The following is a 24,228-nucleotide window of genomic DNA, read 5'->3' as shown; positions in this document are numbered from 1 at the left end:
TACCAGTATGACCACCATACGTATCCGGCGTCTTTACTTATATTTAACATTTTTATCATCCCATCTGCCGCAACTTTATTATAAAATAGACTTCGTGTAAAATGAAAAACAGACTTGAGAGGATACTGTATGGTAAAGATTTATGTAGTCGATACAAATATTCTGCTCCAGGCGCCTTATGCCATCGAAAGCTTCGAGGACAATGCTGTCGTATTGCCGATGGTGGTCCTTGAGGAACTGGATCATTTCAAGAAGGCTGAGGGTGAGGTCGGGGCGAATGCCCGCAGGGTGATACGCTGTCTTGAACAGATCCGGCAGAAAGGGGATCTCCTGAAAGGGGTTCCGCTTGGTAACGGCGGCGTGATCCGTGTAGAAAAGAATTTTGTCGATGTAAAGCTCCCGGGAGACCTGGCGGAGGAAGCGGCTGATAACAGGATTTTGAGGGTGTGTCTCGGACTGGCACAGTCCTGCGGCGAGCAGGTCATCCTGGTTACTAAAGATATTCTGCTGCGCATCAAAGCCCAGATTCTCGGCATCTGTGCGGAGGATTTTACAACAGACCAGGTGCTGGAACATGAGAATCAGTACAGCGGCAGATGCGAACTGTATGTTCCGGAAGAAATCTTCAAAGATTTTAAGAAAAAAGGTGTTCCTGCAGATCAGACGTATGTGCTCGGAGAAGACGGGGAAAACTATGTGCCTAAGCTTTCAGAAAATCAGTTCGTTGTTTTAAAGGCGGACCAGTCGGCCAAGAAGACGCAGCTCGGTCGGGTATCGGGAGGGGTGATACGCAAACTGGAGTACAGAAAGAGTGCGCCATACGGTATCACTCCGAGGAACACAGGTCAGTACTTCCTGCAGGAAGCACTGATGCAGCCGGCGGAGAAGGCGCCTCTGGTTATTGTAAAAGGAATGGCCGGAACAAGCAAGACATTTTACTCGCTGGCAGTAGGACTTGAAAAACTTCTTAATCATCCTACAGGCGAGTATCGCAGAATCCTGATCTGCCGGCCCAATGCACAGTTCGACGACGACATCGGATTCCTTCCGGGAGATGAGCAGGAGAAGATATCGCCTCTGATGCGGCCTGTCATCGATAACCTGGAGCAGCTCATCGATTCCAGCGAGGAGGAGCGCTACCGGGATGAAGAAGAGCTGAAAGGAAAAGTAGAAGAAATATTTGCCAGGGGCATCATCCAGGCAGAAGCGCTCAATTACATAAGAGGACGATCTATCGTGAAAACATATCTGATCATTGATGAGGCGCAGAACACGACGCCGGATCAGATCAAGGGGATCATCACCAGAGCGGGAAAAGACACGAAGATCATCCTGCTCGGCGACCCGAACCAGATCGACCGCCCGTTTCTCGATGAGAGGACGAACGGGCTGAGCTATGCGTCCGAACATATGAAAGGAAGCCCGCTATGCTGGCAGATTACGATGACTGCAGGAGAGTGTGAACGGTCAGCGTTGGCGATGGAAGCAGTAAGAAGGCTGTAAACGAAGACAAAAGTTGATTATTGACAAAGAAAAGCGTATGATACAATTAAGCGTGTTAGTTACGAAGGAGGAGAACATGGAAAACATTTATATGAACAGGGAACTGTCCTGGCTGAAATTTAATGAGAGAGTACTCGAGGAGGCGGAGAATAAGGAAGTGCCGCTCTGTGAGCGCATGAATTTTGTGTCAATCTACCAGAGCAATCTGGACGAATTCTTCCGGGTCAGAGTCGGATCTCTTCAGGACCAGATGTTGGTGAACAGAAAGATCCGGGATAATAAGACGAATATGACATCCGAGGAGCAGATCAAGGCGATCTTAAAAGGCGTAAAGAAACTCAATAAGAGAAAAGACGCGGCTTATATGGATGTGATGGATAAAGTAAAAGAGTATGGGATTACGCTGATCGATTTTACGACTGCGAAATCAGAAGAAAAGAAATTTCTCGAGCAGTACTTTAACCATGAAATCGTGCCTTTAAGCTCACCGACGATCGTAGGAAAGAGGCAGCCATTCCCGTTTCTCAGAAATCAGGAGATCTATGCTGTGGTCGTACTCCAGACAAGGAGCGGAAAAGAGAGAATCGGTATTATTCCGTGTACGAATAATATGGTGGAGCGTCTGATCGAAATTCCAGGCGGACAGGGAAGATATATCCTTTCTGAAAATCTGATCCTTCACTATATCGGCAAGGTATTCAAAGGGTATAAAGTACTTGGAAAATCTTTGATCCGTGTTGTGAGAAATGCAGATATCGATGCGGATGCCCTGTATGATGAAGACTTGGATTACCGCGAGTTTATGGCGGATCTCATGAAGGAGAGAAAGAAGCTCTCTCCGGTGCGTCTCGATATGTCGAGAGAGATCGATGGCTCCGTCGTGGAGTCTCTGTGCCGTTATCTGGATGTATCTCCGGAAAGGGTGTTCCGCAGCGAAGCACCTCTGGATCTTTCATTTATCTTTGCGATACAGGATCATCTGCGTATGAATCCGGAGCTGTTCTATGAAAGGAGGGTGCCTCAGAAATCTGCAGCTTTCCGTGACGGTGAGAGTATCATAAAACAGATCGAGCAGGAAGATAAACTTCTCTCCTATCCGTATGAGTCAATCCGTCCTTTCCTCCGCATGCTGAATGAGGCGGCAGAAGATGACAATGTCATTTCTATCAAGATGACGCTCTACCGTCTGGCGAAACAGAGCAAGATTGTCGAGGCTCTCTGCGAGGCGGCGGAGAATGGAAAAGAGGTCGTTGTCCTGGTGGAGCTGAGGGCGCGTTTTGACGAGGAAAATAATATCCGCTGGTCGCGTATGCTCGAGAAGGCCGGGTGCCAGATTATTTACGGACTGGAAGGCTTCAAAGTACATTCTAAACTGTGCCTGATCACGAAAAAAGGCAAAGACGGCATTGAATATATTACGCAGATCGGAACTGGAAACTACAATGAAAAGACAGCCAGACTCTATACGGACCTGTCGCTCATGACGGCAAATGAGCAGATTGGTACAGATGCGGCGAAGGTATTCCAGGCACTTACAAAGGGTGAAGCTGTCGAGGAGTCCGAGCATCTGCTAGTGGCGCCGAAGTGTCTGCAGAACCGTATTATCGATATGATCGACGAGGAGATCGAACACAGGAAGAACGGAGAAGATGCCTATATCGGGCTGAAACTCAACTCCCTGACAGATAAGAAGATCATCGATAAACTTGTGGAGGCGTCCAAGGCAGGTGTACACATTGACATGATCATCCGCGGAATAAGCTGTCTGATCCCGGGAGTAAAAGGCCAGACCGAGAATATCCGCATAATAAGTATTGTCGGACGTTTTCTGGAACATTCGAGAATCTATATTTTCGGGTGCGGCGAGAGGAGAAAATACTATATCTCTTCAGCTGACTTTATGACAAGAAATACAGTAAAGCGTGTAGAAGTCGCATCACCGGTCTATGATCCGGCGATCCGGGCGCGCATCCAGGGCATTTTCGATCTGATGCTCAGCGATAATAAGAAGGCAAGAGAAGAAAATGCAGAAGGCGTCTATACTCTGGTGAAATGTGATGGAGAACCGGTCAATTCCCAGGAGGCTCTTTATCAGGAGGCTTATGACAAAGCTGCACAGCGAAATGCAGGTCAGACGCCGGAGGGAGCCAACGAAGTGTAGCGACAAAAAGAAGCGGCAGGTGATAAGATGATTTACAAATTTGGGGAACAGCTTGTTCCGGTGACAACGGAAGAATGGGAGACAGATCAGGTGCCGGCCGTCTTTGTAACAGATTCCCGCCATGCAGATGAGACGCTTGCAAAGGCGGGGATCATCTACGAAAATGAAATCCAGGTGGCAAAGATCGGATTCTGCAGGTTAGAGAACCAGCAGGACTGTGTGGTCGGAACTCTCTGCATCCCCAAGCTGCTGGATGTACTGGGGAGCAGATATCGGATGTATTTCTTCGTCAACCGCAGTAATGTAGTAATCGTGGACGATGAGGATTTCTCTGAGCGGCTCATCCGGCGTATCCAGCAGAAGAAGACGCATCAGGGAGAGACGAAAGAGCGTTTTCTGTACAATTATATTTCTGAGTTTATAAGCCGGGATCTGGAGATGCTCGTGGCATACGAGCGAAGACTCCTGCGGATGGAAGAAGACGTCAGCCAGGAGCATACTGCCAATTTTCAGACAAAGCTGATGCCGCTGCGGCGTGAGCTGTTAAATCTCCGCAGTTATTATGATGAGATCATGGACTTGACGAAAGAACTTGAGGAGAACGAAAACGGCTTCTTCTTAAAGAAACACCTGAAATACTTCGGAACGCTGACTGACCGGGCGGACCGGCTCATGAGCCGGACGAGTCATCTGCTCGAATATGCCCAGCAGGTAAAGGAGGCGTATCAGGCTCAGATTGACGCAAAACAGAACAGTAACATGCAGTTCCTGACCGTGATATCCACCATCTTCTTTCCGCTGACATTGATCACGGGATGGTACGGGATGAACTTCAAAGACATGCCGGGGCTCGAAGACGGATTCCCGTTTGTCGTGGTGCTGAGTATAGTTGTCATCGTCGGATGTATCATCATCTTCAAGAAGAAGCATATTTTGTAAATTCGTGTTTGTCGGCGAGATACTTTGCGATAAAACATGAAACATCCGAAAATCAATCGGACACAATATGTTGATCCACGTTATCGGGACAGGCGGGGATAGGATGCTTCCGGTTCCGGTTACAGGGTATAAGAGATAGTAATAAGCCCGTGATACGGCTAAAAGCAATCCGGAAAAGGAAGAACTCACTTCGTTCAGACAACATCCTTTCCCGGATTAACGCCGCACCACGGGCTTTAACTATCTCTAATTCCCTTCCACAGTCACCGTCAGCATCCTATCCCCGCCCGTCCCGAAAGGTTCATCAAAGAGGCTGTATCCGCTTGATTTTCTGCATTCATCCAATCGGAAGTATCTCCCCGGCAATCACGAAGTTTAAACTAAAACTGGTCGAAATGGTGAACTTTGTCGACTAAGTTACGATCTCTTCCGGTTTGCATGAGTGTTTGTTGAAGGATGACGCTGCGGCGGAAGAAAAGACTACCGACCGGATGAGACAGCGGAAAAAAAGGATCCCGCGTTACATGGATTCGAGGGGATGAGGCAAAGCGGGTCGGCACAGTGTTGCAGGATCCTCTTTTTCTGCGTACTTTGTTCGAGTCTGATATTTATTCTTACTGTTGCAGCGTCCTTCCTTTAAACAAACATGAATTCACATCTTCAGCACTTTCCGTGTCAGTTTTCTGTCATCTTCATCTGCGTTTCTGTAATGCGACAGAAGTTCTACCTCTTCTTTTGAGAGATATATCGTATCAGCGCTTTCTACTTCCATACCAATATAATACGGACCGGTATTCTCGTTAACAACTCCTGCGCCGGTGCACGGCTGAAGGATAAGCTGTTCAAGCGTGACATGATACAGATCAGCAATCCTGATCAGGATATCCAGGTCAGGAATCCGTTTTCCTGTCTCGTAATTGGAATATGCCTGTCGTGAGATATTCAGTTTTGCGCCGATCTGTGTCTGCGTATACTCGTGATCTGTTCTGAGACGGAGCAGATTAGCCGCAAGTTGGATATTTGACACGAAAACACCTCCATTTACAGGAAACTACAAAATTCTTCATCAATTATATCAATATTTCCTGTAAATAAGAGGTTATGCAACATAATGAGGAATTGCATAAAATAGCAACAAAACGTTGCTGGCTTGCCGGCTTGGAGTAATAATCAGGAACGGCTCAATGTGCTGTTGTGATACAGGGATGAGTGCGTAACGTCTTTTCCGAGCCATTCCGGAGGACAGTAGGCACAGGCGGTTTCCTCATCGGGAAATTCAATCTCAGCGATGACGAGCGGTGCGAGATCGCCTTCAAATATATCAAGTTCAAGTTTCAGATTATTCTCAAGCGGAATTACATATCTTTTTTTCGTGATGATCCGTCCGTCTGCCTTGGCGCGCAGGTGTGCATAGCTGTCTGCAGTGAGCGGCAGATTATATTCTTCACGGACCATAAGTCCTTTGGATTTATAGGTCAGAAAATAATCGTCGTTATCCTTTCGGATACGCACGACAGGTTCAGTGCAGAGATAACCCTGCTCAATCTGACGGCACGGATAGTCTTCCGGACAAAATGGGAGCTGATCCATAAGCGGCAGAAATTTGCGTTCGATTTCCATAAGCTTTCCTCCTGAAAACAATTGTTTTTATCAGTATAAAGGTTTATGCAGAAAAAGTATACCCTTGCACAGAAAAGGAGCTGTTTCAGTGATAAAAATCAATTGCTTGTAACTGCATAAAACATTCGATATAATGAAAAACAGCAATACAGTATATTCGACGGTAGGAGGTAATTCAAAAATGAAGAAAGTGTGTGTATTTCTTGCAGACGGATTTGAGGAGATCGAGGGCCTGACCGTGGTAGATATTCTGCGCCGGGCCGGCGTTGAGACTGAGACGGTATCGGTGATGGGAACAAAGCAGATCCACGGGGCTCATGAGATTCTTGTAGAAGCAGACAAACTGTTTGAAGAAGCCGATATTGCCGGAGCAGATATGCTCGTGCTTCCAGGCGGGATGCCGGGAACGCTTAATCTGAAAGCACACGAGGGGCTCAGAGGACAGCTTATTGGATTTGATAAGGCCGGAAAGCATCTTGCGGCAATCTGCGCGGCGCCGAGCATACTGAGTGAACTCGGACTGCTGAAGGGAAAAAAGGCGTGTGCGTATCCGTCCTTTGAGGAAGGGCTTGACTGCGCAGAAGTGCTCAAAGCACCGAAAGTCACGGACGGTAATATTACAACGGGGCGCGGAATGGGAGCGGCTATTCCGTTTGCGCTTGAACTGACTGCCATTCTCTGCGGAGAGGAAAAAGCGGAAGAAGTAAAGGCATCAATTGTATATGAAGTATAAGGAACATAGCTGCCGAGAAGTTAAAGGCAACAGTTCAGGAAAAAACACTGGAAATATGCGGTTTTATGTGCTATACTACTTTAATGACTGCAAAGGTATGCCCCGGGACAGAATTTATTGAAGAACAGGGTAATTAGAACTTTGCGCATGCAAGGAGGAAGAAAATGAGTTTACAGGTAGAAAAATTAGAACATAATATGGCGAAACTGACGATCGAGGTGCCGGCGGAGGATGTGGAGAAAGCACTTCAGGCAGCATACTTGAAAGAACGCAGCAAGATCAGCCTTCCGGGATTTCGTAAGGGCAAAGTACCGCGTCAGATGATCGAAAAGATGTACGGTCCGGAAGTGTTCTATGATGAGGCTGCAAATCATATGATATCAGAGGCATACGGAAAAGCTTACGATGAATGCGAGCTTGAAATCGTATCCCAGCCAAAAGTGGATATCACACAGCTTGAGAAAGGCAAACCTTTCATCTTCACAGCAGAGGTTGCAGTGAAACCGGAAGTAACGCTTGGCGAATATAAAGGTCTGAAAGTGGATAAAGTTTCTACAAGAGTTACACAGAAAGAAGTTGACGAGGAAATCCAGAAAGAGCTGGAGCGCAGTGCAAGAACAATAGAAGTGACAGACAGGGCCGTTCAGGACAAAGACCAGGTTATCCTTGATTTTGAGGGCTTTGTTGACGGCGAGGCTTTTGAAGGCGGAAAAGGCGAAAAATATCCGCTGACGATCGGATCAGGTTCTTTCATTCCGGGATTTGAGGATCAGCTTATCGGAGCCGAGATCGGTAAAGAAGTGGAAGTTAACGTAACATTCCCGGAGGATTATCAGGCAAAAGATCTTGCAGGAAAAGCTGCTGTATTTAAATGCACAGTTCATGAGATCAAAGCGAAAGAGATTCCGGAGCTGGATGACGAGTTCGTATCCGATGTTTCCGATAAGAGCGAGACTGTAGATGATTACAAGGCTGAAGTTAAGGCTAAGATCAAAGAGCGCAAAGAAAATGAAGGAAAACAGAAGAGAGAAGATCAGTCTGTAGAGCAGGCTGTAGCCAATGCGGAAATCGATATACCGGAGCCGATGATCGACCTTCAGGCAAGACAGATGGCAGATGATTTCGCACGCCGCATCATGCAGCAGGGCATGAGCCTGGAACAGTACTTCCAGTTCACAGGTCTCAATGAAGAAAAAATGATGGAAGAGTTTAAGCCGCAGGCTGAGAAGCGCATCCGCACAAGACTTGTGCTGGAGGCAGTCGTGGCTGCAGAGAATATTGAAGTGTCAGATGAACGTCTGGATGAAGAACTTCAGAAGATGGCAGATGCTTATCAGATGGAAGTTGACAAGCTCAAAGAATTCATGGGTGAAAATGAGAAGAAACAGATGAAAGAGGACATTGCAGTCCAGGAGGCAGTGACACTCATTGCAGACGCGGCAGTAGAGGGTTAAGCAGTATGAAGGGAAAGGTGTGCCGCATGGTGCACCTTTCAGCTCTTATATAGTATAAAAACACAGAAAGAAGGCTTATTTATGAGTTTAGTACCTTATGTCATTGAGCAGACAAGCCGCGGTGAGCGGTCTTATGATATTTATTCAAGACTTTTAAAAGAGAGGATCATCTTCCTCGGCGAGGAAGTAAATGATGTATCGGCGAGTGTCGTAGTGGCGCAGCTGCTCTTCCTTGAGGCTGATGATCCGGATAAGGATATCCAGCTCTATATTAACAGCCCGGGAGGATCAGTTACCGCCGGAATGGCGATTTATGACACGATGCAGTATATCAAGTGTGATGTGTCTACTGTATGTATCGGTATGGCTGCAAGCATGGGGGCATTCCTGCTTTCCGGTGGTAAGAAAGGCAAGAGATTTGCACTGCCGAATGCAGAGATTATGATCCACCAGCCGTCAGGCGGCGCTCAGGGCCAGGCGACAGAGATTCAGATCGCAGCGGAACATATTCTCCGCACAAAACAGAAATTGAACGAGATCCTTGCTGCAAACACAGGGCAGGATATTGAAACGATCAAAGCAGATACAGAACGTGATAACTTTATGTCTGCAGAAGAGGCAAAAGCTTACGGTCTGATCGACGAAGTGATCGTAAATCACTAAGACAGGCAGTATGAGGTGAAGAATATGGCAGGGAAAATGATGGATGATATCGTAAGATGCTCATTCTGCAATAAGACGCAGGCTCAGGTGAGAAAACTGATTGCAGGACCCAACGGCACATATATCTGTGACGAATGTATCGGTATTTGTTCGGAAATCATTGAAGAAGAACTGGACTACAGCGATGACAGGGCATTTGATGATATTAATCTTCTGACTCCGGAGGAGATGAAAGCTTTTCTTGACGATTATGTGATCGGGCAGGATGAGGCAAAGAAAGTCCTCTCGGTGGCAGTTTACAATCATTATAAAAGAATAATGGCTGAGCAGGATCTCGGTGTGGAGCTCCAGAAGAGCAACATCCTGATGCTCGGACCGACTGGCTGCGGCAAGACACTGCTTGCGCAGACACTGGCTAAGATATTGAATGTTCCGTTTGCGATTGCTGATGCGACTGCTTTGACAGAGGCAGGATATGTAGGAGAAGATGTGGAGAATATCCTCCTGAAAGTGATACAGGCAGCGGACGGAGATATTGAAAGGGCAGAGCACGGCATCATTTATATCGATGAAATCGATAAAATTACAAGAAAGTCGGAAAATCCTTCTATTACGAGAGACGTCTCCGGAGAAGGCGTACAGCAGGCTCTCCTTAAAATCATAGAAGGAACCGTGGCATCTGTTCCTCCACAGGGCGGAAGAAAGCATCCGCATCAGGAACTGATCCAGATAGATACGACCAATATTTTGTTCATCTGCGGAGGAGCATTTGAGGGGATCGACAAGATCATTGAGACACGCCTCGACAGAAAATCAATTGGTTTTAATGCGGAGATTGCCACGAAACATGAGTATGATATGGACGTCCTGCTTCATGAAGTCCTTCCGCAGGATCTTGTGAAGTACGGACTGATCCCGGAACTGGTGGGAAGACTCCCGGTCACAGTTTCACTGGATCTGCTGGACAAAGAGGCTCTGATCCGGATCCTGACGGAACCGAAGAGCGCGATTGTGAAACAGTATCAGAAGCTCCTGGAACTGGACGGAGTGAAACTGGAATTCGACAGAGATGCTCTTACAGCCATTGCGGAGACAACGCTGAAACGGAAGACGGGCGCAAGAGGACTGCGTGCTATCATGGAGAAGATCATGATGGATACCATGTTCCAGGTACCCTCGGACGAGACGATAAAGGAATGCCGCATTACAAAGGATACAGTGCTTGGAACGGGGACGCCGTTGTATATACGTGACGGGGAAGAGAGAAAATCATTTCTGACATCAGAGAGTGCATGATGATGCACTAAGATATAATACGGTATAGAGACAGCCGTGGGCGGGTGCAGTGGTATATTCCCATGTGTACCCGCCTTTTGTCTTATTACAGGAATGCATTGACACAGGAGGAGAAGGAATGGACAACGAGATAAAGAGTCTGCCCATGGTAGCCCTCAGAGGAATGACGATCATGCCGGAGATGGTCGTGCATTTTGATGTGAGCAGGGAACGCTCCATTGCAGCGGTCCAGGAGGCAATGGTAGAGGAACAGAAAATCTTTCTGACTGCACAGAAATCCATCGATACGGAAAATCCGGGCATGGGAGACGTCTATGAGGTCGGCACGGTCGGAACGATCAAGCAGATCATTAAGCTGCCGAAACATATCGTGAGGGTGCTTGTCGCTGGTGAGACGAGAGGCAGACTGAAGGAGATTGAATATCAGGATCCGTATCTCCGCGCAAAAGTGGAGGTTATCGATGAGGCTGACCTGATGATACCTGATGACCCGGGCGCAGAGGCAATGGAGCGGGGACTCAAAGACATTCTGGTCGAATATGCGGCCAAAAACGGAAAGATGTCAAAGGAATCCGTGGCTCAGCTCCTCGATATCAAAGGGGTTAAAAAACTGGTTGATGAGATCGCAGCCAATATCCCGCTTTACTATACGGATCAGCAGGAGATACTGGATGAGACGGATTTCCAGAAGCGGTATGAGAGACTCTGCTTCAAACTGGTCAATGAAGTCCAGATCATGAATATCAAGGAAGAGATTCAGAAAAAGGTCAAAGAACGCGTAGATAAACACCAGCGCGAATATATCTTAAGAGAACAGTTAAAACTGATCCGTGAAGAGCTTGGGGAAGATTCGACCATATCAGACGCAGAAGAGTTTGAGAACAGTCTGAAAAAACTAAAAGCTCCGAAAGAAGTCAAAGAGAAGCTGCAAAAGGAGATCAACCGTTTCAAGAGTTCGCTGAATTCTCCGGCGGAGAACGGGGTTATCCGTACTTATATCGAGACACTTCTGGAGATGCCATGGGATAAGGCTGCTAAGGATAATAATGACATAGAGTATGCAAAGCAGGTGCTGGATGAGGACCATTACGGTCTGGAACAGGTCAAGGAGCGTATCCTGGAGTTCCTTGCGGTGCGCACGCTGACAAAGAAAGGTGACAGCCCTATTCTCTGTCTTGCGGGACCGCCCGGAACAGGAAAGACTTCTATCGCAAAATCACTGGCGCGGGCAATGAAGAAGCCGTATGTCCGCATCTCTCTCGGAGGCGTACGTGATGAGGCGGAGATCCGGGGACACAGAAAGACTTATGTAGGAGCTATGCCGGGACGTATTGCAAACGGAATCAGGACTGCCGGAGTGAAAAATCCGGTCATGCTTCTGGATGAAATCGATAAAGTCAGCACAGACTATAAAGGAGATACATTTTCAGCGCTCCTGGAAGTACTTGACAGCGAACAGAACAGCAAGTTCCGTGACCATTATCTCGAAGTCCCTCTTGATCTGTCTGAAGTAATGTTCATCACGACGGCGAATACACTGCAGACAATCCCCAGACCGCTCCTCGACCGTATGGAAGTGATCGAGATCAGCAGCTACACAGAGAATGAAAAGCTGCATATCGCGCAGGAGCATCTGATTCCGAAACAGCTTGAGAAGCATGGTCTTACACCGGAACAGCTTACTTTCAGCAGACATGCGATCTGGAAGATGGCCCGCAATTACACGAAAGAGGCTGGAGTGCGGCAGCTCGAGCGTGAAATAGGAAATGTCTGCAGAAAAGCTGCAAAAGAGATCCTCACGACAGAGCGGAAGAAGATCAATGTAACAGACCGTAATATCCAGAAATTCCTCGGAAAAGAGAAATATACATACCAGATGGCGAATACCGCTCCGGAAGTCGGTATCGTAAGAGGTCTGGCATGGACAAGCGTCGGCGGCGATACACTGCAGATCGAGGTCAATGTAATGCCGGGAAATGGAGAACTGATGCTGACAGGCCAGCTCGGGGATGTGATGAAAGAATCCGCCAGAGCGGGTATCAGCTATATCCGTTCGGTCAGCGGGAAATACGGCATTGCCGAAGATTTCTTTGAAAAACACGACTTACATGTTCATATCCCAGAGGGAGCAGTACCAAAAGACGGTCCGTCCGCCGGCATCACAATGGCGACGGCTATGCTCTCGGCGGTGACGGACAAGAAAGTCAGGGCAGACCTGGCCATGACAGGAGAGATCACGCTGCGCGGCAGGGTGCTTCCGATCGGAGGACTCAAAGAGAAACTGCTCGCGGCTAAGAGCGCCGGAATCAGGACCGTGCTCGTGCCGAAAGAAAATGTGGCGGACGTGGAGGAACTCTCTTCCGAGATCACCAAGGGTCTGGAGATCATACCGGTAGAGAATATGGATGAAGTGCTGGAAAGAGCGCTGACAGGAGAATAATATGGTAATCAGAAGTATTAATCTGGAAACAGTGTGCGGGGTCACAAGTACCCTGCCGGTAAACGATAAACCGGAAGTGGCATTTGCCGGGAAATCCAACGTAGGGAAATCCTCGCTGATCAATACTCTTATGAACCGGAAAGCGTATGCGCGCATTTCGGCGACTCCCGGCAAGACACAGACGATCAATTTCTATAATATCAATGATGAGCTTTATCTGGTGGATCTGCCCGGTTACGGGTATGCCAGAGTATCGGAAAAAGAGAAAGAGCAGTGGGGGAAGATGATCGAGCGGTATCTGCACAGTTCCAAGCAGCTCAAAGCAGTGTTCCTGCTCATTGATATCCGTCATGATCCGTCTGCCAATGATAAAATGATGTACCGGTGGGTGGTAGAACAAGGATACCAGCCGGTCATTATTGCAACAAAACTCGATAAAATAAAACGCTCACAGGTACAGAAACATGTTAAAATGATAAAGGAAGGTCTCGCTCTTGTCCCCGGCACAAAAGTAATCCCGTTTTCATCGGCGACAAAACAGGGAAAAGACGAGATTTGGGAACTGATCGAAAATGAATGTTTTGGCGTAACTGTGGAGGAATAGGATGGAAAATAGTCGTCCGTACTGGCAGGTGGCGCTGCGGCTGCTGTTCAGCCTGCTCGCCACTGTAGCATTTGTAGTCATAGGATGGAATCTGATTCGTTTTTTCATGCCGTTTGTAATCGGGTGGATCATTGCGGCAATCGCGTCTCCCCTTGTCAACTGGCTGGAAAAGAGACTTAAGATCGTCAAGAAGCTGGGTTCGGCCCTTATCGTGATCCTTGTGCTGGCAGCGATCATATTGGCTCTCTATTTTGGTATCAGCCGGCTGGCATCGGAAATCAGCGATCTGATCCGGAATTTCCCGGATATGTATGCCCAGCTTGAAATCGGGCTGCGTCAGATCGGTGATACGCTCTCGGGTATTTTCGAGCGTCTTCCGACCGGTATCCAGAACGGCTGGAAGACGGTAGTCCAGAATCTGGATCAGTATATGGGCAACCTGGTCTCAAATATGAGCGAACCGACCGTTATGGCTGCTGGAAATATTGCCAAGAGTGTGCCATATTATCTGATCTCATTCATTGTGGCTGTGCTTTCTGCTTATTTCTTTATCGTTGAGCGCGAGGAGGTACTGGCCTGGATGAAAAGAGTCTCTCCGGAGTCTGTACAGAAAAGAATGACTCTCGTGATAGACAATCTGAGGTATGCCGTTGGCGGGTATTTCAAAGCCCAGTTTAAGATCATGGGGATCGTATTCCTGATCCTGCTTGTGGGACTGGGCATCCTCGGCACAGGATACTTTGTCCTCGTGGCATTTTTGATCGCTTTTCTGGACTTTCTTCCGTTTTTTGGGACGGGAACAGCTATGATCCCATGGGCTGTCTACGAATTCTTCATGGGAGACTACAAGATGACGGTCGCGCTTATAGTTATCTATGTGATCACACAGGCAGTCCATCAGCTTCTTCAGCCGAAACTTGTGGGCGACAGTGTGGGATTAAATCCGCTGGTCACGCTCTTTCTGCTCTATATCGGCTACCGCATGGGCGGTATTCTGTGGATGATCCTCGCAGTGCCGATCGGTATGGTGCTCATCAATATGTGCCAGGCAGGAGCGTTCGATTATATTTTCGATGATGTGAAGATCCTTGTGGACGGAATACTGGGACTCAGGGAAGAGCCAAAAGAACGTTGAAAAAGCCGCAGAGGTATGCTATTATGATTAAAGGGTAAATTACCTGTATATTAAAAGACGAAATACAGAATAATTATAGTGATCACAGGAGGTAGCAGAATATGAAAAAATATGTATGTGACGTATGCGGATACATTTATGATGAGGCAGCAGGCGATCCGGACAACGGCATCGAGGCTGGCACAAAATGGGAAGATGTACCGGAAGATTTCCTCTGTCCGCTGTGTGGTGTGGGAAAAGATCAGTTTTCAGAAGTTGAATAATCCCCACTTGATAAGAAGAAGTAAGACTGCCGTCCCACGGACCTTTGCGGAGGAATGGGGCGGCAGATTTTTTGTGCGATACGCCCGGAGGAAAATTGTGATATGGGAAAAAAAGAAAAATTTGCCTCGGATACATCGGGGAGAAGCGCGGCCGGATGGGCCAAGGCGCTGATCATACTTCTGATAGGACTGACGATTGCCCATCTTGGCGTAACATTGTTTCTCTTATCTGAACTCGGAACAGATACTTTTACAGTATTTATCCAGGGATTGTCCAGAGTGTTCGGCCTGACGGTTGGGACAGTGCATGTGATTGTGCTGTGCATCCTGATGATCGTAATGCTCCTGACGACGAAAGGATATGTGAAACCGGGAACGGTAGTTTGTGCCTTCTGCGGCGGACCGATTATTGATCTGTTCACATGGGGACTGGGAGAGTATATAAACGGCGAAGCACAGATGGCTGTACGCATCGTCAGTATGGTGCTCGGGTGCGTGATCCTTTCGGCAGGAATGTCGATCGTGATCAACAGCAATGCAGGCACAGGGCCAAACGATCTGGTGGCGGTTATCCTGTCGGATAAGATCGAACGTGTGCAGTTCCGCTGGGTGAGAGTGGGATGCGATCTGTTCTTTGTTGTGCTTGGGTTTATCCTGGGCGGCACAGTGGGAGCGGGCACAGTAGTGGCAGTGTTTCTCACAGGTCCGCTGGTACAGTTCTGGCTGCCTAAGACAAAGAAAGCTGTACAGGCAGTGCTTCACGAGGAAAGTACAGTGCAGAACAATCCGCAGGCATCATAGCTGAGATCCGTGACGTCAATATAATGAGATAGAGAAGGCACCGGAAGATTTGTGCAGGCAGAGCGCTGCCGGTGGGAAAGGAAAAATATAGATGAATAAGTATGATGTAATCATTATCGGAGCAGGACCGGGCGGAATATTTGCGGCATATGAACTGATGCAGAAAGCGCCCCGGCTTAAGGTGGCGGTATACGAGTCGGGGAATCCGCTGGAGAAGAGAAAATGTCCGATTGACGGAAAGAAGGTAAAGAGCTGTATTAACTGTAAGACGTGTGCGATTATGAGCGGATTTGGCGGTGCAGGAGCGTTTTCAGACGGAAAATATAATATCACCAATGATTTCGGCGGCACGCTCTATGAATATATAGGGAAGGACACTGCCATCAGCCTGATGCATTATGTTGATGAGATCAATGTGCGCTATGGCGGAGAAGGTACGAAAATGTATTCTACAGCAGGGACAAAATTCAAAAAGCTCTGTATGCAGAACAAACTCAAACTTCTGGATGCTTCGGTGCGCCATCTCGGAACTGACATTAATTATGTCGTGTTGGAGAATATTTTCAAAGAATTAAAGGAAAAAGTGGCGTTTCATTTCAACTGCCGTGTGGACAGTCTTGAGAAAATTGACAAAGGCTACAGAGTGACAAGTGCTGGTGATACAGCTGAATGTGAGAAATGTATTGTGTCTGTGGGCAGAAGCGGCAGCAAATGGATGGAGAAGATTTGCGAAGGACTGGATATTCCGACGAAATCCAACCGTGTGGATATCGGCGTGAGGGTCGAAATTCCGGCAGTGATATTCTCGCACCTGACAGATGAGTTATACGAGAGCAAGATCGTATACCGGACGGAAAAATTTGAGGATAAAGTAAGGACATTCTGTATGAATCCTTATGGTATCGTTGTAAATGAGAATACGAACGGTATTGTTACGGTCAACGGCCACAGCTATGAAGACCCTGCGAAACAGACAGAGAATACGAACTTTGCCCTGCTGGTGGAGAAGCATTTCTCAGAGCCGTTTAAAGACAGCAACGGATACGGCGAGAGTATCGCACGGCTTTCCAATATGCTTGGAGGCGGAGTTCTCGTACAGAGATTCGGGGATCTCATCAGGGGCAGAAGGAGTACGGCAAAGAGGATTGAAGAAGGGTTTGTGCGTCCGACGCTCTCTGCGGAGCCGGGAGACTTAAGCCTTGTACTTCCGAAGCGTATTCTTGACGGAATAATTGAGATGGTATATGCGCTGGATAAAATTGCGCCCGGTACAGCCAACGACGATACACTGCTTTACGGTGTGGAAGTGAAGTTCTACAATATGGAGGTACAGCTCGATGAGCATCTTGAGACAATCCACAAAGGTCTTTATGTGATCGGAGATGGCAGCGGTGTAACTCATTCGCTGTCTCATGCTTCGGCGAGCGGAGTGTATGTTGCAAGAGAGATCGCGGAAAATGTACGGTGACGAAGTGCCGTATTTGCTGCAGAGAGACAAACACAGGAAGACTCGGACAGAAAACAGACTGATACCGGATAGAATGACAGATCTGACGCAGAAAGGAGAATGGCGATGAAACTGACAATGCTCGGAACCGGGAAAGCCGTAGTAACAGAATGCTACAATACATGTTTTGTGCTCAGTGATAAGAACAGGCATTTCCTTGTGGACGGCGGGGGCGGCAGCGGAATCCTGAAGCAGCTCAAAGATGCCGGGATTGACTGGCAGGATATTCATGACATTTTCGTCACACATAAGCATATGGATCATATCCTTGGCGTTATGTGGATGATCCGCATGGCGGTTCAGGCGATGAAGCGCGGCCGTTACGACGGAAAAGTCCGAATATACGGGCATAAAAAAGTTCTCTGTATCCTGGACGATATGTCGCACATGCTCCTCTCGAAAAAAGAGGCGGAGTTTATCGGGGAACGTATTCGTTTTGTCCCGGTGTGCGACGGAGACGTGTATGAGATCATCGGTCATAAGACGACATTTTTCAATATACATTCTACAAAGACAAAGCAGCACGGCTTTGCAATCTATCTGAATAAAACGGATAAACTGGTCTGCTGCGGTGATGAGCCTTATAATGAATCGGAGCGTATGTATGTGCAGGGATGCAAATGGCTGCTCCACGAGGCGTTCTGCCTTGATTCGGAAGCGGAACAGTATAATCCGTATGAGAAGCATCATTCAACAGTAAAAGACGCATGTACGGCAGCAGAAATGCTCCATGCGGAAAACCTGGTGCTTTACCATACGGAGGATTCGGATATGGGCACGAGAAAGGAAAGATATACTGCTGAGGGCGGACGGTATTTCTGCGGGAATCTATATGTACCGGATGATCTGGAAACAATTGAGCTGGGGGATTAAATAATCATGGATAATGAAAAACGTCTGGAACAGTTTGAAAAGATGCTTGCCGCAGTGCAGACGGAATATGGAAGCATCGTCAGAGAGATGGATGAACTAAAAGAAAGGGGCAAGATGAAGTCAGTGACATACCAGCAGCTTTTTGCGAGAAAAATGACATATCAGAACATGCTTTCCATGTATGATCTGTATGATCTGATCGACAAAAGTGAGGTCAGAGACTGACAGCAGGAAGTACAATAAGGAGACATTATGATAAAATTACTTGCAGTTGATATGGATGGCACCTGTCTGGACGGGCGCAGCCGTATGACAGACAGAACACTTTACGCACTCAGGAAAGCGGCCGGGAAAGGAGTCATCATCGTACCGACTACAGGGCGCAATCTGGAATGTATCCCTCACAGGCTGGCGGCGGGGATTCTGAGGAAGACAGGTACGTCTGACGACCATGCAAATGAGGGACTGTTCCGGTATGTGATCAGTTCGAACGGTGCAAGGGTGACAGATATCCGGGAGAGAAAGACGATTTTCCGCGCATCAGTGCCGCATGAGGATGCGAAGTCTCTTCTTCAAAAGTGCCGCGGGAAAGGGCTGGGAATTGCCTCACATGTCCGGCACCGCTACCTTCTGCAAGGACGTTTTCTTACCGCTGCAGGTCTTGCGATATATGGGAAAGATGCAAAAGGTGTTTATTGCGTACGCGATATGGAAGAGTTTATCAGCCAAAATAACTGTCAGGTAGAAGAATTCCAGTTCTATTTCCTCGCCCCGGGAGCAAAAAGCAAGGTGCGTTCTGTCTTAAACGAGTATCCGGCTCTTCATGCTGCATATACGCCGATATATGTAGAGGTATATTCGAAGAACGCCTCAAAGGGAAATGCTCTTTCGGCGCTTGCGGATCATCTGGGAATCAGGCAGGAAGAGATAGCCTGTATCGGAGACGGAGAAAACGACTTATCTATGTTTGTATCGTCCGGGGTTAAGATTGCTATGGGGAACGCAGTAGACAAGTTGAAGATTCAGGCGGATCATGTCGTGGATACAAACAGCCGTGATGGCGCGGCAAGAGCAATCGAAAAATATATTTTGTGAAAAAACTGTGAACAGGGACGTAGTAAAATCCGATTTTACTACGTCCCCAATCAACTATTTAGCCTGTACGATCGATTTTACATGATCGATCTCCGCCTGTGTTGCTTTTTCAGCCGGAACGTAATAGCTGCGTTCTCTGGCTGCATCATACATTTTCTCCTGTGACATTTCGCACTGGTTACGAATCTGTTTTAAGCACTGTTTCAGTTCTTTGTTCTCAGTCTGGGGAATCATGTCTCCAAACATTTTCAGTTCTCCGTTTATGCCGACCAGGGCGTCGGCGACCATTGTCTTTTCGTCCATTATGATACCTCGCTGATATAATTTTTCTTTGTTTCGGTGTCTGATTCGGTAAGCTGTTATCATTGCGTTACAGGAATTTCATAAGCTCCTGCTTGTTTTTCATAGCAGAGTCTGCTGCATCCTGAAACAGTTTTTTGATTTCCGGATCTTCGGCCTTTGCAGCGTAGTCTGTCATCTTGCAGTGCGTAGTTGAATAGCCGCCGATGAGATGGCGCAGATTCTGAAGATCAAGAATTGAAATTTCCGACATTGTTATTACCCTCCTTGTTATAAATGAATTCAGAGGCTAGTATGCCCGGAATCTTTCTCATTTATGAGTGAATGGAAGACGAATTCGTGAAAAAGTCCGCGCATTTCCGGAGAAGTGCGGTACATACATTCCGGATGCCATTGTACGCCGATCGCGAAGGGATGGCTGCTGATTTCGACAGCTTCTATAGTATCGTCCTGGGCGCGGGCGCTCACGAAGACATCTTTTCCGGGAGAGTTGACAGCCTGATGGTGGAAGCTGTTGACAAAAAGGCATGAACCGATATATTTTCTGAGACGGCTGTTTTCTTCTGTCCGGATGCGGTGGCTCACCTCACCGCGCGCTGTAGTCTGCTGCATGTGGTCGATGGTCTTTCCGGGGATCAGTGACAGATCCTGCCAGATCGTACCGCCGCAGGCAACGCTCATGACCTGCATTCCCCGGCAGATGGCGAAGACAGGTTTACGCGAGTTTAAGACTCTTTTCATAAGACGGATCTGAAAGAGATCTACGGTGACATTAGTTTTTCCGTTTCCTTTCCGGGGCTCTTCGCCAAACAGGAGCGGAGTAATGTCATCTCCTCCGCAGAATAGAAAGCCGTCACACAGCCCGGTATACTCGTCGAGCAGCCGGTCGCTCCTTACAATAGGAAGTACGAGCGGTAAGCCCTTTGCATAGCGGATTGACTGGATATACGGGTTGGTGACGAACTGGCGGTTCTGTGTAAAGCCGCATACAACGATTCCGATCTTCGGTTCCATAGGTTCTCATTATCTCCTTTTGTTTTATACCGTCAGGCTGTTATGATGTATGATAGAGTATGTAAGAAAACAGCGATTTATACATAATATTAGAAAGAGTAATTTGTCAGCATCAGGATTGCGGGGACAAATTTATATAATTATTTATCAAGAGGTGAACACAGTATGAGATGGATTGATATGCACTGTGACACGCTGAGTGAGATTGCAAAACAAATGAAAACAGATGAAAATACAAAAGAGAGTCTGGAAAGAAATCATCTCTCTGTAGACATAGAACGGCTGAAGAAAGCAAAAGCATCGGCACAGTTTTTTGCTTGCTATGTAAATGCGGCTGAATATGGAGACAGGGCTGATGGTACAAGATGCTGGGACACTGCGTATCAGGCTGTGCTGGATATGATCGCACTGGCGCATGAGGAAGCCGGGACGGACGGGGATTTTTTGATTGTCGGGAAGGCGGCAGATATCAGGATGCGAGAGGAGAACAGCAGGATGACAGATGTAGTGGCAGGCATCCTCACTTTAGAAGAGGGAGGCGTCCTGAACGGGCAGCTCTCCAGACTGGAGAATTTGTATAAACTGGGAATACGCCTTGTAACTCTTACCTGGAACTATGTGAACTGTATTGGAGCTCCCAACAGCCGGAATAGAAATATAATGGAGAAAGGACTCAGTAAATTTGGAATAGAAGTGGTGGAAAAGATGAATACTCTCGGTATGATCGTCGATGTGTCCCATTTGTCTGACGGCGGCTTTTGGGACTGCATCAGGCACAGCAGGGCGCCGGTTGCCGCTTCACATTCAAATGCAAGGAGCATCTGCGCGCATCCCCGCAACTTGAGTGATGAGATGCTGCGGGCCCTCGGGGAGAAGGGCGGTGTGGCAGGTCTTAATTTTTATTCTGAGTTTCTGAGAAAAGGACGCGGAATACAGGCAGACAGCCAGATGAACGCAGGCCGCAGGGCGTCCGTGGAGGACATAGCGGATCACGCTGTATGGATGATACGAAAAGCCGGTGAGGATGCCGTCGCCTTGGGTACGGATTTTGACGGATTTGAGCCTGCTTCTCTGCCGGAGGGCATTCGCGGTGTGGAAGACATTGAAAAGGTGTGGGATGCGATGAGGAAGAAAGGCATCACGCCGCGGCAGCTTGATAAGATCGCATATGGGAATGTGATGAGGGTGATCCGAGAAGTATGGCGGTGATGAGGACAGAATTATCTTTTCCATACTCCCATAGTATGGTAGAATGTATAAGGTTACTGATGAGAATGAGAAAACAGGAGGACTTACATGGAAAACAAAAGAATCATTCAGGTAGATGAGAAAGTACCCTTTAAACTGCTGGCGCCTCTAAGCATTCAGCATATGTTCGCAATGTTCGGCGCCTCGGTGCTTGTGCCTTTTATGTTTGGTATCAACCCGGCGGTGGTACTGTTCATGAACGGAGTTGGCACACTGCTCTTTATCCTGATCACAAAAGGAAGGGCGCCGGCGTACCTTGGTTCCAGTTTCGCATTTCTGGCACCGGCAGGCGTTGTCATCTCAAAGTGGGGATATGAGTATGCTCTGGGCGGATTCGTCGTGGTCGGATTCCTCGGATGCGTACTGGCGCTCATTATATATAAGTTCGGTTCAGACTGGATCGACGTGGTGCTCCCGCCCGCGGCTATGGGGCCGGTCGTGGCTTTGATTGGCCTTGAACTCGCAGGAACAGCGGCATCCAATGCCAAACTTACAGAAGAAGTGATTGATGTCAGAAATGTGATCGTATTTCTGGTAACTCTTCTGACAGCAGTACTTGGTTCCGTCCTATTCCGCGGCTTTTTGTCGGTCATTCCGATTCTGATCGCCATCATCGCCGGATATGTTGCGGCGCTTGTCTGCGGCATCGTGGATTTCTCGGATGTTGCAGCTGCTCCGCTCTTTTCTATCCCGAATTTCTCCACTCCGAAGTTTAAGTGGGAGGCGATCGTGATCCTCATACCGGTGCTGCTTGTTATTACATCGGAGCACATCGGGCACCAGATCGTTACCAGCAAGATTGTGGGACGGGATCTGTTAAAAGATCCGGGGCTTCACCGTTCACTTTTTGCGGATAACTTCTCAAGCATGCTCTCCGGTCTGATCGGTTCCGTGCCGACGACAACCTACGGGGAGAACATCGGCGTCATGGCGATGACGAAAGTGTACAGCGTATACGTGATCGGTGGGGCTGCAGTACTCTCCATCATCTGTTCCTTCATCGGGAAGATGACGACGCTGATCAACACGATCCCCGGTCCGGTCATCGGCGGCATTTCCTTCCTGTTGTACGGTATGATCGGTACTTCGGGTATCCGCATTCTGGTGGAATCTCAGGTGGATTACAATAAGTCAAGGAATATGGCTATGACTTCTGTTATCTTCGTTGTCGGCCTGTCCGGCATTACGGTACAGTTCGGAAGTATCGAGCTTACCGGAATGGTGCTGGCGTGCGTGGTCGGCATGCTGATGGGACTGATGTTCTATATCTTCGACAGACTGAACCTTACGAACGACAGAGATGATTAAATGAATGATTGAAACTGCGCCGGCATATGTCGGCGCTAATTTTTTCTTAAAAATAATATCTGCAAATATTAAGAATCCATTCAAAAAAAACGCCGAAAAGGGAAGATATAATTCCCTTATGTGAAAAGGAGGCGACGCCCTTATGAGGGAAGAATGGGAGAGTAACAGCAGGTATACGGGAAGGCGGACCGAACGACGAGGTAAAAGAAGGAAGAGACACAGAATACGCAGGATCATAAAAGGTATTTTCTGTGTCGCGCTGATTTTTCCTATGATTACAGCGGTTCTGTGGGCTAAGGATATGATCACTGGAAAGGGAAAGCTTGGGGTAATGGCGCTGACAAACCCGAAAGTCTGGGAAGTGATGGCTCATAAAGACCAGTATCCCGAGGAACTGATACAACTGCTGGAAGGCAATGCAGAGACGGTGGATTTTGTGCTGGGATATCCGGAGAAGAAGGACGCGGCACCCGCGGAGACAGTCGGCGACGTCACACAGGGGGAGATTCCCCTCCTTCTCCAGTGGGATGAACGCTGGGGTTATGCGTATTATGCAGACGATATGATCGCGATCAACGGATGCGGACCGACCGTGATCTCAATGGTGGCGGCGGGGCTGACCGGAGATAATACGATCACTCCCTATAGAGTCGCGCAGTTCTCAGCGGAAAACGGTTACTATGCAGGAGACTCCGGCACAAGCTGGTCTCTGATGACAGAGGGAGCGCGGCAGTTCGGGATATACGGAGAGGAGATGGGGCTGAGTGAGAGCGAGGTCCTTACAGCGCTGGAGAATGGTCACCCTATCATATGCAGCATGAGACCGGGGGATTTTACGACGACAGGGCACTTTGTCGTGCTGACCGGAGTTGAGGACGGGAAGATCCGGGTGAATGATCCGAACAGCCGGGAACGCAGCGGGAAGCTGTGGGATTACAGCAGGCTTGAGTATCAGATCAATAATCTGTGGGTATTTACAACCTGAAATCAGATAAATGCATAACCGGCAGTTATCCGTTTTAACTGCCGGTTAGTTTTTTGTCAGTATTTGTGAAGACAGTTCAGTTGTGAGGTGTATTTGTGAGCTGGTATAATGTGTGTAGAAAGAAAGTATATGGCCGAAATATGCGCGGGTGAAAGAGAATGAGGAGGATACAAGTATGCCGGTTGGTGAAGTAATACGTAGGAAGAGAAAAGAACAGGGACTTACTCAGGAGCAGATGGCGCAGCGTCTCGGGGTATCCGCTCCGGCGGTCAACAAATGGGAACGG

Annotated in this window: 25 protein-coding genes; 20 read left to right on the top strand and 5 right to left on the bottom strand. The window is 48.0% G+C overall.

The features are described from left to right. The first annotated feature begins 129 nt into the window (after positions 1-129). From FNY66_RS06120 to FNY66_RS06110, 3 genes are read left to right on the top strand one after another with little or no spacing between them, the layout of a single operon-like run. Positions 130-1,503 (top strand): PhoH family protein, encoded by a 1,374-nt coding sequence (locus FNY66_RS06120; protein WP_087151630.1) that lies wholly within the window; start codon positions 130-132, stop codon positions 1,501-1,503. A 37-nt stretch (positions 1,504-1,540) separates the two neighbouring features. Beyond that, positions 1,541-3,664, top strand: coding sequence for a polyphosphate kinase 1 (gene ppk1 / locus FNY66_RS06115; RefSeq protein ID WP_150310583.1), 2,124 nt, complete (start codon positions 1,541-1,543; stop codon positions 3,662-3,664). A gap of 27 nt (positions 3,665-3,691) precedes the next feature. Next, positions 3,692-4,603: a magnesium transporter CorA family protein gene (locus FNY66_RS06110; protein ID WP_087151628.1), complete on the top strand. Its 912-nt coding sequence runs from the start codon at positions 3,692-3,694 to the stop codon at positions 4,601-4,603. 652 nt (positions 4,604-5,255) lie between these two features. Here FNY66_RS06110 and FNY66_RS06105 read toward each other — a convergent pair. Further along, on the bottom strand, positions 5,256-5,630 hold the full coding sequence (locus FNY66_RS06105) for a helix-turn-helix transcriptional regulator (protein ID WP_150310582.1): 375 nt from the start codon (positions 5,628-5,630) through the stop codon (positions 5,256-5,258). A gap of 143 nt (positions 5,631-5,773) precedes the next feature. Beyond that, positions 5,774-6,223 (bottom strand): CYTH domain-containing protein, encoded by a 450-nt coding sequence (locus FNY66_RS06100; protein ID WP_150310581.1) that lies wholly within the window; start codon positions 6,221-6,223, stop codon positions 5,774-5,776. Between the two features lie 181 nt (positions 6,224-6,404). Here FNY66_RS06100 and FNY66_RS06095 point away from each other — a divergent pair, with 181 nt between their 5' ends. The 13 genes from FNY66_RS06095 (at position 6,405) to FNY66_RS06035 (ending at position 19,087) form a co-directional block, all read left to right on the top strand. Continuing rightward, a complete protein-coding gene (locus FNY66_RS06095) occupies positions 6,405-6,956 on the top strand; it encodes a DJ-1 family glyoxalase III (protein WP_087151625.1) in 552 nt (183 codons plus the stop codon). A gap of 164 nt (positions 6,957-7,120) precedes the next feature. Further along, positions 7,121-8,410, top strand: coding sequence for a trigger factor (tig, locus tag FNY66_RS06090; RefSeq protein ID WP_087151624.1), 1,290 nt, complete (start codon positions 7,121-7,123; stop codon positions 8,408-8,410). Between the two features lie 81 nt (positions 8,411-8,491). Continuing rightward, positions 8,492-9,073, top strand: coding sequence for an ATP-dependent Clp endopeptidase proteolytic subunit ClpP (gene clpP / locus FNY66_RS06085; protein ID WP_087151623.1), 582 nt, complete (start codon positions 8,492-8,494; stop codon positions 9,071-9,073). A 24-nt stretch (positions 9,074-9,097) separates the two neighbouring features. Then, positions 9,098-10,369, top strand: a complete 1,272-nt coding sequence (clpX, locus tag FNY66_RS06080; protein ID WP_087151622.1) for an ATP-dependent Clp protease ATP-binding subunit ClpX — start codon at positions 9,098-9,100, stop codon at positions 10,367-10,369. A 118-nt stretch (positions 10,370-10,487) separates the two neighbouring features. Next, on the top strand, positions 10,488-12,809 hold the full coding sequence (gene lon, locus FNY66_RS06075) for an endopeptidase La (protein WP_087151621.1): 2,322 nt from the start codon (positions 10,488-10,490) through the stop codon (positions 12,807-12,809). A gap of 1 nt (position 12,810) precedes the next feature. Further along, the gene (gene yihA, locus FNY66_RS06070; RefSeq protein WP_087151620.1) at positions 12,811-13,413 is read left to right on the top strand and encodes a ribosome biogenesis GTP-binding protein YihA/YsxC; all 603 of its coding nucleotides are present in this window, start codon (positions 12,811-12,813) and stop codon (positions 13,411-13,413) included. 1 nt (position 13,414) lies between these two features. Next, positions 13,415-14,548: a sporulation integral membrane protein YtvI gene (gene ytvI, locus FNY66_RS06065; protein ID WP_087151619.1), complete on the top strand. Its 1,134-nt coding sequence runs from the start codon at positions 13,415-13,417 to the stop codon at positions 14,546-14,548. A 101-nt stretch (positions 14,549-14,649) separates the two neighbouring features. After that, positions 14,650-14,811, top strand: a complete 162-nt coding sequence (gene rd / locus FNY66_RS06060) for a rubredoxin (RefSeq protein WP_087151618.1) — start codon at positions 14,650-14,652, stop codon at positions 14,809-14,811. Positions 14,812-14,913: 102 nt separating this feature from the next. Further along, complete coding sequence (locus FNY66_RS06055) at positions 14,914-15,612, top strand: YczE/YyaS/YitT family protein (protein ID WP_087151617.1); 699 nt, start codon at positions 14,914-14,916, stop codon at positions 15,610-15,612. Positions 15,613-15,703: 91 nt separating this feature from the next. Further along, positions 15,704-17,080: an NAD(P)/FAD-dependent oxidoreductase gene (locus FNY66_RS06050; RefSeq protein WP_150310580.1), complete on the top strand. Its 1,377-nt coding sequence runs from the start codon at positions 15,704-15,706 to the stop codon at positions 17,078-17,080. Between the two features lie 105 nt (positions 17,081-17,185). Continuing rightward, complete coding sequence (locus FNY66_RS06045; RefSeq protein ID WP_150310579.1) at positions 17,186-17,992, top strand: MBL fold metallo-hydrolase; 807 nt, start codon at positions 17,186-17,188, stop codon at positions 17,990-17,992. 6 nt (positions 17,993-17,998) lie between these two features. Beyond that, the gene (locus FNY66_RS06040) at positions 17,999-18,217 is read left to right on the top strand and encodes a hypothetical protein (RefSeq protein ID WP_150310578.1); all 219 of its coding nucleotides are present in this window, start codon (positions 17,999-18,001) and stop codon (positions 18,215-18,217) included. Between the two features lie 27 nt (positions 18,218-18,244). Next, positions 18,245-19,087: an HAD hydrolase family protein gene (locus FNY66_RS06035; protein WP_150310577.1), complete on the top strand. Its 843-nt coding sequence runs from the start codon at positions 18,245-18,247 to the stop codon at positions 19,085-19,087. A gap of 54 nt (positions 19,088-19,141) precedes the next feature. Here the strand turns inward: FNY66_RS06035 and FNY66_RS06030 are convergent, their stop codons facing one another. The 3 genes from FNY66_RS06030 to FNY66_RS06020 form a co-directional block, all read right to left on the bottom strand. Further along, on the bottom strand, positions 19,142-19,390 hold the full coding sequence (locus tag FNY66_RS06030; protein ID WP_087151640.1) for a spore coat protein: 249 nt from the start codon (positions 19,388-19,390) through the stop codon (positions 19,142-19,144). A gap of 67 nt (positions 19,391-19,457) precedes the next feature. Further along, positions 19,458-19,640 carry a hypothetical protein gene (locus FNY66_RS06025; RefSeq protein ID WP_087151612.1) on the bottom strand — a complete coding sequence of 61 codons (183 nt, stop codon included), beginning with the start codon at positions 19,638-19,640 and terminating at the stop codon, positions 19,458-19,460. 29 nt (positions 19,641-19,669) lie between these two features. Continuing rightward, positions 19,670-20,401 (bottom strand): gamma-glutamyl-gamma-aminobutyrate hydrolase family protein, encoded by a 732-nt coding sequence (locus FNY66_RS06020; protein ID WP_087151611.1) that lies wholly within the window; start codon positions 20,399-20,401, stop codon positions 19,670-19,672. 165 nt (positions 20,402-20,566) lie between these two features. Here FNY66_RS06020 and FNY66_RS06015 point away from each other — a divergent pair, with 165 nt between their 5' ends. From FNY66_RS06015 to FNY66_RS16115, 4 genes are all read left to right on the top strand, one after another. Then, on the top strand, positions 20,567-21,610 hold the full coding sequence (locus tag FNY66_RS06015) for a dipeptidase (protein ID WP_150310576.1): 1,044 nt from the start codon (positions 20,567-20,569) through the stop codon (positions 21,608-21,610). Between the two features lie 87 nt (positions 21,611-21,697). Beyond that, positions 21,698-22,957, top strand: coding sequence for a uracil permease (gene uraA / locus FNY66_RS06010; protein WP_087151609.1), 1,260 nt, complete (start codon positions 21,698-21,700; stop codon positions 22,955-22,957). A gap of 142 nt (positions 22,958-23,099) precedes the next feature. Next, positions 23,100-23,942 carry a C39 family peptidase gene (locus FNY66_RS06005; protein ID WP_229409456.1) on the top strand — a complete coding sequence of 281 codons (843 nt, stop codon included), beginning with the start codon at positions 23,100-23,102 and terminating at the stop codon, positions 23,940-23,942. 175 nt (positions 23,943-24,117) lie between these two features. Further along, the coding region (locus FNY66_RS16115; protein WP_150310575.1) for a helix-turn-helix domain-containing protein at positions 24,118-24,228 on the top strand (111 nt) is incomplete at its 3' end.

Origin of the sequence: Mediterraneibacter catenae, assembly GCF_008691045.1 — a bacterium.
Lineage (GTDB): Bacteria > Bacillota > Clostridia > Lachnospirales > Lachnospiraceae > Mediterraneibacter > Mediterraneibacter ornithocaccae.
The sequence above is the reverse complement of the archived record's forward strand: the minus strand, read 5'-3'. Positions and strand labels throughout refer to the sequence as shown.